Source organism: Flavobacterium frigoris, from assembly GCF_900111075.1.
Taxonomy (GTDB): domain Bacteria; phylum Bacteroidota; class Bacteroidia; order Flavobacteriales; family Flavobacteriaceae; genus Flavobacterium; species Flavobacterium frigoris.
The window spans coordinates 27994-43905 of the sequence record NZ_FOFZ01000006.1 but is presented as its reverse complement, the minus strand read 5'-3'; the positions used below and the strand labels follow the sequence as shown (position 1 = coordinate 43905).

12 protein-coding genes are annotated in these 15912 nt (G+C 34.0%); 2 read left to right on the top strand and 10 right to left on the bottom strand.

Annotated elements, in window-relative coordinates; genetic code table 11:
* Window positions 1-2: 2 nt before the first annotated feature.
* From BMW63_RS09605 to BMW63_RS09575, 7 genes are read right to left on the bottom strand one after another with little or no spacing between them, the layout of a single operon-like run.
* On the bottom strand, window positions 3-4337 hold the full coding sequence (locus tag BMW63_RS09605) for a CusA/CzcA family heavy metal efflux RND transporter (RefSeq protein WP_074723258.1): 4335 nt from the start codon (window positions 4335-4337) through the stop codon (window positions 3-5).
* 58 nt (window positions 4338-4395) lie between these two features.
* On the bottom strand, window positions 4396-5790 hold the full coding sequence (locus tag BMW63_RS09600) for a sensor histidine kinase (RefSeq protein ID WP_074723257.1): 1395 nt from the start codon (window positions 5788-5790) through the stop codon (window positions 4396-4398).
* A gap of 6 nt (window positions 5791-5796) precedes the next feature.
* Complete coding sequence (locus BMW63_RS09595; protein ID WP_074723256.1) at window positions 5797-6459, bottom strand: response regulator transcription factor; 663 nt, start codon at window positions 6457-6459, stop codon at window positions 5797-5799.
* Between the two features lie 11 nt (window positions 6460-6470).
* Window positions 6471-7916 (bottom strand): DUF3570 domain-containing protein, encoded by a 1446-nt coding sequence (locus BMW63_RS09590; RefSeq protein ID WP_074723255.1) that lies wholly within the window; start codon window positions 7914-7916, stop codon window positions 6471-6473.
* Window positions 7917-7925: 9 nt separating this feature from the next.
* Complete coding sequence (locus BMW63_RS09585; protein WP_074723254.1) at window positions 7926-8135, bottom strand: DUF4266 domain-containing protein; 210 nt, start codon at window positions 8133-8135, stop codon at window positions 7926-7928.
* The gene (locus BMW63_RS09580; protein ID WP_074723253.1) at window positions 8128-9120 is read right to left on the bottom strand and encodes an FAD:protein FMN transferase; all 993 of its coding nucleotides are present in this window, start codon (window positions 9118-9120) and stop codon (window positions 8128-8130) included. Before BMW63_RS09580 ends, BMW63_RS09585 begins: the two co-directional genes overlap by 8 nt.
* Entirely contained in the window at window positions 9120-9557 is a 438-nt protein-coding gene (locus BMW63_RS09575; RefSeq protein WP_074723391.1) for a thioredoxin family protein, read from the bottom strand. The genes BMW63_RS09580 and BMW63_RS09575 overlap by 1 nt, the downstream gene beginning before the upstream one ends.
* Before the next feature lie 225 nt (window positions 9558-9782).
* On the opposite strand from BMW63_RS09575, the gene BMW63_RS09570 reads away from it, so the two are divergent.
* Complete coding sequence (locus BMW63_RS09570) at window positions 9783-11879, top strand: LTA synthase family protein (RefSeq protein WP_074723252.1); 2097 nt, start codon at window positions 9783-9785, stop codon at window positions 11877-11879.
* Window positions 11880-12115: 236 nt separating this feature from the next.
* Here BMW63_RS09570 and BMW63_RS09565 read toward each other — a convergent pair whose 3' ends face one another.
* Window positions 12116-13120, bottom strand: a complete 1005-nt coding sequence (locus BMW63_RS09565; protein ID WP_074723390.1) for a zinc dependent phospholipase C family protein — start codon at window positions 13118-13120, stop codon at window positions 12116-12118.
* 100 nt (window positions 13121-13220) lie between these two features.
* On the opposite strand from BMW63_RS09565, the gene BMW63_RS09560 reads away from it, so the two are divergent.
* The gene (locus BMW63_RS09560) at window positions 13221-13961 is read left to right on the top strand and encodes a YoaK family protein (protein ID WP_074723251.1); all 741 of its coding nucleotides are present in this window, start codon (window positions 13221-13223) and stop codon (window positions 13959-13961) included.
* Here BMW63_RS09560 and BMW63_RS09555 read toward each other — a convergent pair.
* Complete coding sequence (locus tag BMW63_RS09555; protein WP_139174228.1) at window positions 13954-14910, bottom strand: YeiH family protein; 957 nt, start codon at window positions 14908-14910, stop codon at window positions 13954-13956. The genes BMW63_RS09560 and BMW63_RS09555 overlap by 8 nt on opposite strands.
* Window positions 14911-15006: 96 nt before the next feature.
* A complete protein-coding gene (locus BMW63_RS09550; protein ID WP_074723388.1) occupies window positions 15007-15903 on the bottom strand; it encodes a LysR family transcriptional regulator in 897 nt (298 codons plus the stop codon).
* Window positions 15904-15912 lie beyond the last annotated feature (9 nt).

Below are 15912 nucleotides of genomic sequence, written 5' to 3'. Positions count from 1 at the left end.
TTTTAGAAATTAAGGTATTGTGAATCGAGTTGGGTTCCATTGAATTTAAGTACGTTGTCGAGATATTCAACTTGAATAGCGGTTGCATTCTCTAAACTTTGAATGTATTGGAAGAAATCAATTTCTCCATGTTTATAGCTTAAATTCGCCACTTTAAGAATCTCATCCGATAACTTTTTTCCATATTGGTTGTAATAATTTATTGCTTCTTGATATTTCGCTAATTCGTTCTTTTTTTGATTCACAAATTGCGTTCTTTTTTGTTCTTCATTTTGCTTCTGTTGTTCCCAACTTTGTAATTCCAGTTGAGCCACTTTTGCTTTAGAAACATTTCCAGAGAATAAAAGTGGAACCCCAATTCCAATTTGAAAACCATTCAATGATTGCGACAATCCCTTATTGGACCCTCTAAAATACTCCAAATGCAAATCAGGCAACCAATGTTGTTTTTCAAGTTTAATTTGGCTTTTGTAACTATTCGTAACACTCTCTAAATATTTATTATGAACGGCTGTACTTAAATCTGCTGTTGAATTAAATAGCGGAGTGATTGAATTGTTTTTTATTGCAATTTTTTCATCGGTTTGAATCAAGGAATACAGCAAATCATACTGTGCTTTTTTATCATTTTCAATTTGAGAAAGGCTTGTTTTTATTTGTCTAAATTTAGCTTGTGCCGTTATTTTTTCGAGATAATTGGTTTCACCTAATTCAAAACGTCTATCACTTGCTTTTGAAAAATTTTGATATAAACTGTCCAAATAGAAATATAGTTTTTCTTGGTTTTGTAAATACACAATGTGATAATATACTTTAGAAATTTCTAACGAAAGTTTATTTTTTTGAATTTCAAAGCTGGCTTTTTCCTTTTCATATTCCGTTACATTTACCTTTTTCTGAGCTCCATATACTGTGGGAAAAGAAAAACGTTGTTGCGCTCCAAAAATCTTTAAAGGTTCATTATTAAAAGCCAGATTATTCTGGTCGTAATTGTAATAAATAGTAGTTTTATCAAAGGTATAAGCGCTTTTTATATTAGCCTGGTATTTATCAACCTGCAATTGATAGGCTTTTAAACCTTTGTTATTAGTGATCCCTTTTCCTATCAAACTATCTAGTTCCGGATTTGAATTTTGTGAAAAAGCAAATGAAGTGCTTAACAACAATAGAATTAGATAGGTGTTACTATGATGTTTTTTAAATTTTGCCTTTTTAAACTCTTTTCCATCGAAAACCTTGAATAAAATAGGTAGTACTACCATCGTTAAAATTGTTGCTGTAAATAATCCTCCAATTACGACTGTTGCCAAAGGTCTTTGCACTTCTGCTCCTGCAGAAGAAGATATCGCCATTGGTAAAAAACCTAAGGCTGCAGCGGCTGCCGTTAATAAAACAGGGCGCAATCTATCGGTTGTTCCTTTCAATATGAGTTCATCAATGTTTTTCATTCCTTGATGTTTTAATTCTTTAAAATGTTCAATTAATACAATTCCGTTTAAAACTGCAATACCAAAGAGCGCAATAAAACCAACACCCGCTGATATACTAAAAGGCAATCCTCTCATCCATAAAAATAACACTCCTCCCACTGCTGAAAGCGGAATTGCTGAATACACCATTAAGGCTTCTTTGATCGAACCGAAAGCAAAGTACAATAAGATAAAAATCAAGATTAATGCAATAGGTACGGCAACCAATAATCTGGCTTTGGCACTTTGAAGATTTTCAAACTGTCCTCCATACTGAACGTAATAGCCTGCAGGCAGTTTAACTTTTGTATCCACAATGTGCTGAATGTCAGTAACCACACTTTGTAAATCCCTGTTTCGAACATTAATTCCTACTACTATTCTTCTATTGGTGTTATCTCTTGATATTTTGGCAGGACCTTCAGTGTATTCAATGTTTGCTAATTCCTGTAGCGGAATCTGTTCTCCATTAGGAGCCGAAACATATAAATTTTTCAAGTCATTAATATCACGCCTATTGGTTTGATCCAAACGAATTACCATGTCAAATCGTTTTTCACCTTCAAATACATTACCCACTGTTTTTCCTGCGAATCCCAGCGCAATCATATCATTCAGCTCTGTAATATTCAAACCATAACGAGCAATTTTAGAACGATCATAACGCACGGTCATTTGAGGTAAACCTTCCGTTTTTTCGATAATAATATCTGAGGCTCCTTCTACTTTTTCAATGGCTTTTTTAATTTCATGTGCTTTCTTAGCTAATACATTCAAATCCTCGCCAAATACTTTAACAGCAACATCTGAGCGCGTTCCAGAGATTAATTCGTTGAATCTCATTTCGATCGGTTGGGTAAATTCAATTTCCATATTTGGAATTTGTTTTTCAATCGCTGCTTTAATTTTATCTGCCAGTTCATCTTTACTTTCTGCTGACACCCATTCTGATTTTGGCTTTAGCTTAACTATAACATCACTTTCCTCCATGCTCATAGGGTCAGTAGGAACTTCGGCAGCACCTATTCTGCTCACTACTTGTTCTACTTCTGGAAAGTTTTTTAGAATAATTTGTTCTATTTTAGTAGTGGTAGCAATCGTCTTTGTCAAAGAAGTTCCTGTTTTCAATACGGGCTGAATCACAAAATCTCCTTCGTCTAAAGTGGGTATAAATTCCCCTCCCATAGTCGTAAATAAAACTACTGCCATCACTAATAATCCCAAAGCGCCATATAATACTTTTTTAGTATTGCTTAAAGCCCATGTTATGACAGGGAGATACCACGAATTTAATTTTCGAATTAATTTACTAGAAAATGACTTAGGGTTCTCTTCTTTAGGTTTCAAAAATAACGACGAAACAACGGGAACATAGGTAAAGCAAAAGATCATCGCTCCCACTAAGGCAAAGCTAAATGTCATTGCCATAGGTTTGAACATTTTACCTTCTATGCCTGAAAGAGAAAGAATTGGAATAAAAACAATCAAGATGATCAATTGCCCAAAAATAGCCGAATTCATCATTTTTGAAGCACTTTTATAGGTAATCTGGTCAATTTCCAGTTGGCGGTCTACATCAGACATAGGACCTAATTGCGCCGCTTTACTGGCTATTTGAAAGGCTATAAACTCAACGATAATAACCGCTCCGTCAATAATAATTCCAAAATCGATAGCGCCTAAACTCATCAAGTTTGCATCTATTCCAAAAATATTCATCAATGATATCGCAAATAATAAACATAGCGGAATCACAGAAGCCACTACCAATCCAGAACGCCAGTTTCCTAACAATAAAACCACTACAAAAATTACGATTAAGCAACCTAAAATAAGGTTCTCAGCAACTGTAAAAGTAGTTTTTCCAACTAACTCGCTACGCTCCAAGAATCCATTTACATAAACTCCTTGTGGCAATGATTTTTGGATTTCGGCAATTCTTGCCTTTACATCGTTTATTACTTGTTTAGAGTTGGCACCCTTTAGCATCATCACCTGTCCAAGTACCTTCTCCCCTTCTCCATTACCAGTAATAGCACCAAAACGATTAGCAGAACCAAAACGCACATCTGCCACATTTTTCACATAAACAGGCATTCCGTTTATATTCTTCACCACTATATTTTCAATATCGGCTAGCGATTTTACTTTTCCTTCGGCTCGAATGAAATAACTCTGATTTACTTTTTCGATATAAGCACCACCAGCAATACTATTATTGTTCTCAAGCGCCGTAAAAACATCTGTAGTACTGATGTTCATGGCTTTTAATTTAGAAGGGGTTATTGCAATTTCATATTGCTTTAAATAACCACCCCAAGTATTTATTTCAACCACCCCTTTTATTCCTGATAATTGGCGTTTTACAACCCAGTCTTGAATGGTTCTTAAATCAGTTACTGAATATTGGTTTTTAAATTCAGGTTTGACTTCCAGCGTGTATTGGTAAATCTCTCCAAGTCCTGTGGTGATAGGTCCCATTTCTGGAGTTCCAAAACCTGCTGGGATTTTCTCTGATGCCGATTTGATTTTTTCGGCAATTAACTGTCTGGGTAAATAGGTTCCTAAATCATCGTCAAAAACAATGGTGACCACAGATAAGCCAAATTTTGAAATTGAACGAATTTCTTTCACGCCAGGCAAGTTTGCCATTTCAATTTCTACTGGATACGTAATGTATTGTTCGATATCTTGAGTAGAAAGATTTCGCGAAGTAGTAATAACCTGTACCTGATTGTTGGTAACATCTGGGACGGCTCCTATAGAAATTTGAAAAATAGAATAGATTCCGAATCCAAATATTCCTAAGGTAAATAGTAAAACAATAAGTTTGTTTTTAAGACTAAAAGCAATAATTTTTTCAAGCATTTTTCACTTTATTTTATTTTTCAAAAATACAGTAAATCGGTAAGGATTGTCTTAAGAACTACTTAAGGTCTTCTTTATGGAAGCTTAACATTACTGCCGTTCCAATATTTTCCTGACTTGAAATTCGAATGTCAATACTAAGTAATAGACATAACTTTTTCACGATTGATAGTCCCAATCCCGTTCCTTTAATTTCAGGATGCTCTGTTGAATTAGATCTGAAAAATTGATTAAAAACTTTTTCAACATCCTTAGAAGCTATCCCAATACCTGAATCGATTATACTGCATTCGATTGTATTATCATTTTCTGTTATAGTAATAGCTAATTTAGCATTTATATCTGAATATTTTAACGCATTGGAAATCAAATTATTAATTATTATTGAGAATAAATAAATATCCGTTTCAATATAATAGTCCTTTTTAAATTCTGTCGCAACCTGAATATTTTTGGTTTGTATTGTATTCGAGTATCTTGAAATTGAATCTAGAATAACTGCATTTAAACAAAGTTTCTCCCTTTTTAAGCTTTGTTTTTGATTTTCAAATCTCGCTAGCAACAGCAATTGATCCACCAGATTGTTTAAGCGATCCACTTCAGCGATACAATAGCTAATTTTTTCTTCGTATTCTGCAGGGTTTCTCGGCTTTCTTATTAAAACCTCTAAGGTTCCTTTTATGACGGTCAACGGAGTTCTTAATTCATGCGAGGCGTCAGAAGTGAATTCTTTTTCTCTTTCAATCGTGTTTTCAATTCTGTCCAATAAATTATTTATTGTTTTTGATAAAATATAGAGTTCATCCCGATTTAAAGGTAGTGGAATTCTGGACGTTAAATTATCTTTGGTAATGATATTAGAAGTTTCGATAATAGAACTAATGGGTTTTATGCTTCTTCCGGCAATAAACCTTGCAATCAGAAAAAGTACGATTAGAATTAACGGATAAGCGATAATCAATACCTCGGATAAGTTTTGAAGTACCATCGAAGCATCTTCAAGAGACATGGCAATCAATAAATAGCCTATTTTTTTTGTTCTGTTGTATATTGGGATCTGTATTTGCCGAATTTTGTTATCTAATAATTTGGTATCAAATAACTCCTTATCTTCAATATGGGTATGAAGCGATAAGGTTTGTTTTTTTAAATTGGGCGATTTTTCAATTAAATTACCATTATTATCTAAAAATTGTATAAAAACGGGGTTTACATCAACGGTGTTATGCTCTCTTTCTTTCCATTCCTCCATGTGAATAAGAAAAATAGAGCTGTTTCTTATTTCAATTTCATTCATATGATTCTTTACCTCCTTACCAATATCATTATTAAGGTGGTTGTAAACACTCAACTTTACAATAGAATAGATAGTAAAAAACACCACAAAAATCAATAAAGCTGTGGTGATAATATAATTGAAGGCGATTCTATTTTTAAATGAAAATTGTTGCATTAGTAATTAGTCATTTGCGATGTAACCTACACCGCGCACTGTTTTTATATAGTCTTCTTCGATTTTTAAATTTAACTTTTTACGGATAGCATTGATAAAAACATCAATGACACCAGTGTCATAATCAAAATGTATGTCCCAGACATCTTCTATAATTTGATTTCTAGTACAAACTTTTCCTTTATTTTTGACTAAATAACACAAGAGATTAAACTCCCTATTTGTTAACTGTATTTCTGTTTGATGAGATAAAACAGTATGTTTTGCGATATCTATCTGTATTGTTCCAAGAGTTAAAATATCTTGTTCATTCTGATTCCGAAAATGAATTTTGATACGTTCCACTAATTCTTCAAAACTAAACGGTTTTTTAATATAATCATTAGCTCCTGCTTTAATACCCTCGATTGTTTCTTGCACCGTATCTTTGGCTGTCAAAAATAGTATAGGTGTGTTACTATCTTTTCTTCGAATAGCTTTACACAAATCCAATCCACTCATTTTGGGTAACATCCAATCCAAAAGAATCAAATCAAAATGCTGTTGCTGAATAAGTTCAAATCCTTGCAAACCATCAGCAGCACTGGTGATTTGATAGCCTTCCTCCTCTAAACCTTGCTGGAGAAATTGTACAATACCTGCTTCATCTTCCACTATTAAAATATGCATATCCCTGTTTTTTATTCCAATAAAAATTTAAAACCTAAAGAACCAATATTTGCTGACAAGCCATCACTTCTTGTATAATGATTCAATCGTAAATCTATTGATTTTAATCCTAAAACAAAGATTCTAGCACGAGTAAAAATATCAGTATACGTGAAACCTAAGCCATATTGACTACTGTCAAATTTTGATAAGTCATAATCCGAAGTATAATATTTCTCCGTTGAAAGATGTTTCTCATAAGGAGCAAAATAATCTGAAGCTGTTTGCGTATAATAACGGAACATAGGATAAGCAGTAAAACTGGAGCTAATTTTAATAGGTAACTCAATCGAAGCAGTATGCGCTTGAATACCCCAATTGTCTTGATAATATCTGTAGTAGGTTCTGGCGACTACGTATTCATTGATATAAAAATTGAGTCTTGCTCCTATCGGAATTTTAAAATGGGTACTCGGTAGTCGCTCTTTGTCATCAGCTAATTGATAGACTCCTTTATTTTCGGAAGTGGTATATACCGGAATATATTGAGATTGTCCAATATAATAATTTGCTTTATCAGCAAAATAGACTCTCTGATAAGGAGTTCCCAATAAGCCTTCTTGTTGCAAAACATCCATAAAAACAGACATTTGAATCTTTTTTGTCAGTATTTGAGAAAATGAAATAGAGGCCGAGTACGAATTTCTGTTTGACTTGTCATAAGGTTTAAATGCCGATGGCAAATATCCATTTGATGTAGCACCGTTTTGATCTATTATAGAAACGCCAGAAAAGAATCCGTTATTTTTAAAATTAGCTCCATACTTTGCATATTCATGTAATTCAGTAGGATAAATGGTTCTCCACTGGTCTAAATAAGCATTAGCTTTTATGCTTATTTCTGTATTTTTCTCATTAAACAACTTGGTAAACCCACCCCCAAAGCCAATTGAAGTATAATCATACTCATTCGAAAAAGAAACATCAGCAGTCCAAATGTTATTTCTATTATCCGAATTATGACTGTAATTTGCACTAACAGAAGCCAGCTGGTCACTCTTTGAAGCTCCCGATGAAGCTTGCCAAGGAGTGCCATAAGGACTGCTTGCAGCCGTACCTTTCTGAATTGCCTTTTTATCATCATAACCTCCCGCTCCAGAAGCACCAGTCGCATTAAACGGATTAATATTGCTTGAAGAGGCAGAAGTGTAGGCCGAAATCCCCACATCAAAAGTCAAGACATCATCCTCATTTAGCGGAACGGCCACTACGATATTTGAAGCTATGTCAGATAGTTTCTCTGAACCAATTCCACCGCTAACGGCAGAATGCGTACCATCCTGATTGTAGTAACTCAATAACAAATCTACTTCGGTATTTTCTAAAACTCTCTTTTTAAAAGTAGTCGTTGAATCTTTAACTTGGGCAACAACAGCCATGTTTATTAACAAAGCCAGCGCAAATATTATTTTTTTCATCTTAATGTTCTAATTACAACCACATCCACCACCTGTTTTTCCACCATTGGCACCTGCTGCAGCCTCACGATACACCTGAAAAGTGGTTTCGTATTTCTCAGACGGTTTCGCCGCTAACTTCATGTCAGGATCGTTAATGTATAATTTATCATATTCCTTAACTGCAACACAAGATTGCAGGGTAACTAAAACGATTATAAAAAGAGCTAGTTTATTCATTGTTGAATTTTTTTAAATCTATATTTTTTGAAGCGAATATTTTTCCCTTGTCATCGACATATATGCATCCTATTCCCGGTAATTGATTGACTAAATCCAATCCCACATCTACTCCCATTACAAAAATACCAGTTGCTAAAGCATCAGCAAACTCTGTTGATTTTGCAAAAACCGAAACGCTAATCACTCCTGAAGCAGGATAACCAGTTCTGGTATCAATGATATGTGAATATCGTATTCCGTTAAAAGTCACGTATTTTTCATAACTTCCTGAGGTCTCTACAGCGCTATCTTCTAGAGGAAAAGTGGCGAAAATTTTGTCCTTGTTTAATGGGTTTTTAATTCCAACTTTCCATTTTTCTCCATTGAGCTGTTTTCCCCAGGTGTTGATATCCCCTGATATGTTTACTATTCCTGCAACGACACCTTTAGAAATAAGTAATGCTTTAATTTTATCAGCAATGAATCCCTGACCAATTCCGCCCAATCCTAATTTCATTCCTTTATTTTTAAGGAAAATTGTATTGTTCTCAGCGTCTAGAATTATATTTTTATAGCCTACCTTCTCCACTGATTTTTTAATTTCCTCCGGCGTGGGCATTTCGGTCATACTGCCATCAAATTTCCAAATTTTATCCATCGAGGCATAACTGATGTCAAAAGCTCCTGAGGTTAATTCAGATATTTTTATCGAGCGTTGTACTAAATCAAATACTTCTTGAGGCACTTTAACTGGTTTAATTCCAGCATTTCTATTGACGTCAGAGATTGGCGTCGTCGAAATCCAGTCTGAAATTAAATTTTCAATGCGGGATACTTCGGCCACAGCCATATCAATATATGCATCTGCCGCTGGAATGTCTTTGGCTTCAACAATCATTTCAAACGGACTCCCCAGCATGGACAACGTTCTTTTTTGGGTGACTTGCGAAGTAGCTGCAACACCACAAAAGAGGAACAAAATTAAAGATAGCTTGCGTATCATTATCCTTTTATAAATGAGTTAAGTAGTTCTATATATTCTTTTGGAGTTACGTTTTTATAACTTGTTTTACCCAATACTTTTCCGTTAGAATCCAAAATAACAACTAATGGAAAAATACCGTCTTTATTGTACATTTCAGCTAGACCTTCATTTTGCTTTTTAATGTCAGCTTCCAGTTGATTTTGTTTTTTCTTAGGAAAATCAGCACGCTCTAATACTAAATTAGTTGCAGCATATTCCTTGAATTCTGCAGATTGCCAAATGCTTTTATCTAATTTTATGCAGGGTGCACACCAATCTGATCCTGAAAACACTAATAAAATTGGCTTATTTTGACTAACAGCTTCTTTTTTTACGAGTTCAAAATTTGTTTTCCAATCTTGAGAATACCCTAGACTTATCACAAAAAGGAACACTATTACCATCACTTTTTTCATTATCACTATCATTTTAATTATAAATCGATTATTATTAACTCCTTCAAAACCAATTTGTATGCGGTCTTTTCTCACCACTACATAATCGTCATCAAATGTAACTCTAAATTGAAATCAATATTGTTGATTGCTTCTCATCTTAAGTGAAAATTAAGAATGATTAGCATCTTAACATAAGCCATTTATCAATCTAAATACCGTAATTTGTGTAAAAAAAAAGTACCTATGTCGTTCTATAAAAAATTATCCCCTTTTTATAACCTTATTTTTTTCTATGTCGCAGTTAGTTTAATTCTAAGAATTGTACTACTGTTCCACCCCATTACAGACACTACATTTATTTGGACAGATGCTATCAAGATTTTTGCTTTTGGTTTCGTTTCTGATGTTTTTGTTTTTATACTCGCCACCGGTTTCTTATGGCTGTATTTGATTTTTATATCTAATGCAAAATACCTGAAGCCCTATGGATATATCATTTTCGGTTTATTAGTTGCGCTTCTGCTATACATCTATTCTGGAAAATCAATCCTGAATGAATACGGTGGTGCATTACCTAAGATTGGGATGATTTTCGTCGGAATCAAAACATTATTATTTGGGCTTTTACTTTTTCTACCAAAGCACAGAGACAAAATTAGATATTGGCTTTTTGCCTTTGTAATGTTTTTATTTGTTGTTTTGATTTTACAAAATGCTATCAGTGAATACTTCTTTTGGAACGAATTTGGAGTTAAATACAACTTTATAGCGGTTAATTATTTGGTTTACACCAATGAAGTTATTGGAAATATCATGGAGTCTTATCCAGTAATTCCTTTATTTTCAGGGCTATTTATAATAGCAGGCACGGTTACTTATTTTATATTAAAAGGATCCCGAAGCTACATTGACAGCATCCCTACATTTGTTGAAAAAATTAAAATATCAGGGATTTACTTTGTCTTATTCGGACTGTCATTATTGGCGATTCCGTTTTTGGCCACTAAAGAAAATTCACAGAATATTTTTTCAAATGAATTACAATCCAATGGTGTTTATAAATTCTATTTGGCTTTTATGAATAGTGAATTGGATTATTTTAAATTTTATAAAACACTACCAGAAAAGCAAGTTTATTCTCTACTAGGACAACTAGTTCCTGGTGTGACTGGAGAATCTACCTTAAGACAAATTAAAAGTGCCGCTGCCGAAAACCATAAAAATGTAGTTTTAATTACTATCGAAAGTTATAGTGCCGACTTTATGAAGGCCTATGGTAATGACCAAAATATTACACCATTCTTAGATAGCTTAGCGACGCAGAGTTTACTTTTTACTAATTTCTATGCTTCTGGTAACAGAACAGTACGTGGCTTAGAAGCCGTAACCTTGTGCTTCCCTCCTACAGCTGGAGAAAGTGTCGTAAAAAGAAAAGATAATAAAGACAAATTCTCAACAGGAAGTGTATTTAAAGAGAAAGGATATAGTGTAAAATACCTTTACGGAGGTGATGCTTTCTTTGACAATATGGAAGATTTCTTTTCAGGAAATGGATATGATGTCGTTGACAAAAAAACATTCGAACCCAACGAAATTACTTTCGATAATATTTGGGGTGTTTGTGATGAAGATATGTACAACAAGGCCATTAAAGTAATGAATAAAGAAGCTAAGGAAAACAAACCTTTCTTTAATCACATCATGACGGTAAGTAATCACAGGCCATTTACGTTTCCAAATGATAAAATAGATATCCGAGGTGATGCTAAATCACGTGAAGGTGGTGTGAAATATACTGATTTTGCGATGAAGAAATTCTTCGAAATGGCAGAAAAACAACCTTGGTTTTCCAATACGGTCTTTGTGATATTAGCTGATCATTGTGCTTCAAGCGCTGGTAAAACAGAACTTCCGGTAGATAAATACAGAATTCCTGCCATGATTTATAGCCCAGGATTTATTCAACCACAGCATTATACCAACCTAATGTCGCAAATCGACATCATGCCAACTGTTTTTGGATTATTGAATTTTAGTTACGAAAGTAAATTCTATGGTCAAGATGTACTGCAAGCGGATTATAAGCCGAGAGCTTTGATTGCGACTTATCAGGATTTAGGAATGATAAAAGATAATGTTTTGACTATAATCTCACCAAAACAAGAAGTTAAACAATTTAAAATGACTTTATTGCCGAAAGCTGGAGTTGAAGATGATTTCCAAATTTATTACGATCAAAAGCCTTTGAAAAAAGAACGAATCGATTTAGTGAATGAAACCATCTCTTTCTATCAAACTGCTTCGGATATTTTGAAGAAAAAGAAATACCAAAAAAATTAAGACATAATAGTCCTTGAATAACTAAAAATCAATTGATTATACTTGCATAATGTAATTTTAAATTTAGACACGAATATCACAAATGATCATTAACTAATTTGTGATATTCGTGTCAGTAAATAGTTAAAGTAAAGAGAGATACAATAAAGCACTTAATTTTAACTATCATTTGAGAATAATAAAAAAGCCTGTGAATTTAGTTTCACAGGCTTTTTTATTATCTGATTAGAATACTTCTATTCAGCATCTTTATCGCTTTCCATACCAAAAAGATCTCCTTTTTTAAACAGTTTAGTATCCTTCTTTAGTGCTTTGCGGTTGCGTTTTGTAAGTACTTCAGCATCTAACTTGCTTAAATCCGGTTTTCCTGCGTTTACCCATGCCGTATACCAGAAGCTTGCTGTTGCCGTAACCGCTTTTTTCATTTGGCTTTCTACCATCCCGTTTAGTGCAGTATGGAATTTCCCTGCATATTCATTAGAATATTTTGCGCTATTGTATTTGTTTTTTACCACATTTCCTTCCGCATCAGTTACAAATATTTGATTTACAGTTAATGCTGTTCTCAAACCTTTATCTGCTGCTAATAACGGTTCTACTAAGCTGTGGGTATCCATAATCATATCCCAGGTTGCCTTGTTTACGTCCTCATAATAGTGTGCGGGCGCAACAGTAAATTTATAGTCTTTAACAAATAATTCGGGTAACCTGCTCTCCCACAAAGAGTGAATCCCTTTTTGGTCACTCAATTGTCCGTCATGATTGTCAGATGTGTGTAATGGCATGTGCGCATCAGCGATATAATGTCCCAATTCAGCTGCAATAAATAAGATTTCTGATTTTCGTTTGTCTTTGAATGCTTGCGTTAATTTACCCATCATATCTTGGATATACCAAGGCAGCGTTCCATTTTTAGACAAAAACTTATCATCATACTTCTTTTTGGCCTCAGCCATAGTTTTAGGAAAACTATCAACTGAACCAAAATTTTCCATATCAAAATAATGTCTCGGTCCTTCGGCCTTGTCTTGTAAAATGTATTTCCTTAAATCGGGAACAGTAGATTCTTGCGTTATGAAATCAATATGGTTGTAAAAGAAAACTTGTAGCGGTTTTGGCAAAGCCATGACAGCTGCTTTATTAATTCTTTCATGTCCAACTATTCCCCATGATAATGTTAGAAATCCAATGAATATTGCAGTTAGCAACATGATTGTAGGCTTAAATTTGATATTTATCATTACTTTTATTTTTTTGAAGTACAAATGTATTTGTTTTTCAGACAATTTAAAAATATCTAGTTTAAGATTATGTAAATTAGGAAATAACTTATCCATAATTATGTTTCGACACCAAGGAAAAAACAGAACTTTCATTCATAATTTACGTTTAGCCACTTTACTTTCATTCGTAGCAGGAATTGTAAATATTACGGGTGTATTGGCAGTAAAGACTTTGACGACTAATGTTACTGGGCATTTTGCCTTCTTTGCTGAGGAAGTCATTAAACAGAACTATAGCGCGGCAATTACATTTTTTGTTTTTACTCTTTTCTTCTTAGCTGGCGCTTTTATATCGAATTTTTTAGCCGAATCAGTTGCTATAAAGCGCCCTGATTTATCACATGTAATTCCAATTTCACTAGAAATAGCGATTTTACTTTTAGTTGGATTTTTTGGTGTACAAGGTGATTTGTCAACATTTTCAGGGAAATGGATTGCCTTTTCAATGTTATTTTCTATGGGAGTGCAAAATTCTATGGTAACACAAATATCAAACTCTATTGTAAGAACAACGCATTTAACTGGACTATTTACCGATTTAGGAATCGAATTGTCGCAATTATTTTTCTATAAAAAAGTAAACGAGAGAAAAAGATTAAATGCCAGTATTTATTTAAGGTTATCAATTATTGTTTTCTTTTTTATCGGCTGTATCTCTGGAGGTTTCCTTTATACTTTCTTTGAAATTAAGACTCTTTTTGTCGCTGCATTTTTCCTTTTACTAGCACTTATGTATGATTATGTCCGACTACAATTTTTTGTACTTAAAAGAAAGAAATTCACTCGGGTTCTTAAATAAAATACAGAATGGAAAGCAAGGCCGTTATCGCAATACATGCCCAAAGTAAAACTCCTTGAACTAGAGGTTTGATACCCACAGACTGTAACACGGTATAACGTAAGCCCGCTCCAATTAAAAACAAGGTAACAGTAAGTCCTATTTTTGCCAAAGAGACTAAATACGGAGCTACAAGTGCCGTTTGCGGGACATACGTATTTAGTATCATAGCCAAAATAAACACTGCGATAAAATAAGGGATTTTAATTTTACTCGATTTGTTTTTAAAAACCATTGCGGTAATCAAGGCAACTGGAATGATCCATAAAGCTCGTGCTAATTTTACAGTTGTGGCAATCTGCAGCGCTTCAGCCCCATATTTATTAGCCGCACCAACTACTGAACTAGTATCATGAATTGCAATCGCACACCATAACCCAAACTCTTGTTGGCTTAAATGCAACCAATGCCCAATTGCAGGAAATAAAAATAGCGCAATAGAATTCAAAATAAAAATCACTCCTAAAGCCACAGAGGTCTGTTTTTCATCAGATTTAATGACCGGTGCGATCGCTGCAATAGCACTACCGCCACAAATCGCAGTACCGCATGAAATTAAATGAGAAGTTTTTTTATCAATTTTAAGCCACTTCCCCAAAAAAAGTCCCAAAACTAAGGTGCTAAAGATAGAAGCCACAGTAAAGAAAAAACCCGTTTTCCCAGCAGATATAGCAGCGTTTACATTCATTCCAAAACCCAAACCGATGACAGAGAGTTGAAGTAAAACATTGATAGCTTTAGCATTATAACGTAAAAAAGGATTGCCTGTTATGTTGGCAGCAATTAAGCCAAGAACTAAAGCGACTGGCGGCGAAATGAACCCAGAAATACAAACCAAAAGTAATAGTACAAAAATGAGTTGCTGTACTTTAATATTAGTATTAAAGAAAGTAAAGGTGTTTTTAGTGATGATTTCAGGCTGATTTTCCAAGGTGAAATTGTTGAATTACTACCCAACAAAGATGCGAGGATAAATCGATGTTCACCAATCATAATAAACAATCTCCTATAACTTTAAATTATAGTGTTTTGAAATGTTTTTAATAAACAAATCTGAAAGAGCATTTGTTTTTCCTTGCAAACTAATGATGTAGAAATAACGTTCGATTATAAGGTTATCTACGTCAATAATCATTAACTCCTTGTTTTTTAATTCCTTTTCTATAGCGTGAATCGAAACAAAAGCAACGCAATTTGAGTTCATCAGATAAGATTTTATACTTTCAGTACTTCCTAATTGCATCTCCACAATCAACTCAGACATTTTAATTTTTAAAGGTCTCAAAGCATGCTCGATTACTTCTAATGTTCCTGATCCTTGCTCCCGCATTAAAAACCGCAATTGCAAAAGATCTTCTTTGGTGATTTCTCCTTTGTTTACCAATGGGTTCGAACTATTGCAAACCAAGACTAATTCATCTTTTAAAAACGGAGTATATTTAATCGCCTTATTTTTAGATTGTCCTTCTACAATTCCGGTTTCGATTTCTTTATTCAATAAGGCGTTTTCAATCTGTTCTGTGTTTCCATTGCGCAAAATGACTTTGACTCCTTGCATTTCCTGATGAAAGCGAGCTAACAATGGCGGAATTATATATTGCGAAATAGTGGTACTGGCTCCTAGGCGAAGCGTCCCGTATTGCTCTTTTATAAGCGTACTCATTTCAAAATCAATTTCACGGTAAATTTCAAAAATACTCTTAGCCTGTTTGACTAATTGTTCCCCAGCATGCGTCAAGGAAATTTTTGAGCCGGTTCTGTCAAAAAGTTTCACTTTATAAGTTTCTTCCAGTTCTTGTATGTGTTTCGATACAGCAGGTTGTGTAATAAACAATTCTGTTGCTGCTTTAGTGAAACTCAATCGGGTAGCGACCGTGAAAAATACTTTCAATCTAAAATCCATAATTGTATT

What these genes read in the sequence shown, in the direction of transcription:
- BMW63_RS09605 (WP_074723258.1), bottom strand. Translation starts at nt 4,337, where the DNA reads ATGCTTGAAAAAATTATTGCTTTTAGTCTTAAAAACAAACTTATTGTT.
- BMW63_RS09600 (WP_074723257.1), bottom strand. Translation starts at nt 5,790, where the DNA reads ATGCAACAATTTTCATTTAAAAATAGAATCGCCTTCAATTATATTATC.
- BMW63_RS09595 (WP_074723256.1), bottom strand. Translation starts at nt 6,459, where the DNA reads ATGCATATTTTAATAGTGGAAGATGAAGCAGGTATTGTACAATTTCTC.
- BMW63_RS09590 (WP_074723255.1), bottom strand. Translation starts at nt 7,916, where the DNA reads ATGAAAAAAATAATATTTGCGCTGGCTTTGTTAATAAACATGGCTGTT.
- BMW63_RS09585 (WP_074723254.1), bottom strand. Translation starts at nt 8,135, where the DNA reads ATGAATAAACTAGCTCTTTTTATAATCGTTTTAGTTACCCTGCAATCT.
- BMW63_RS09580 (WP_074723253.1), bottom strand. Translation starts at nt 9,120, where the DNA reads ATGATACGCAAGCTATCTTTAATTTTGTTCCTCTTTTGTGGTGTTGCA.
- BMW63_RS09575 (WP_074723391.1), bottom strand. Translation starts at nt 9,557, where the DNA reads ATGAAAAAAGTGATGGTAATAGTGTTCCTTTTTGTGATAAGTCTAGGG.
- BMW63_RS09570 (WP_074723252.1), top strand. Translation starts at nt 9,783, where the DNA reads ATGTCGTTCTATAAAAAATTATCCCCTTTTTATAACCTTATTTTTTTC.
- BMW63_RS09565 (WP_074723390.1), bottom strand. Translation starts at nt 13,120, where the DNA reads ATGATAAATATCAAATTTAAGCCTACAATCATGTTGCTAACTGCAATA.
- BMW63_RS09560 (WP_074723251.1), top strand. Translation starts at nt 13,221, where the DNA reads ATGTTTCGACACCAAGGAAAAAACAGAACTTTCATTCATAATTTACGT.
- BMW63_RS09550 (WP_074723388.1), bottom strand. Translation starts at nt 15,903, where the DNA reads ATGGATTTTAGATTGAAAGTATTTTTCACGGTCGCTACCCGATTGAGT.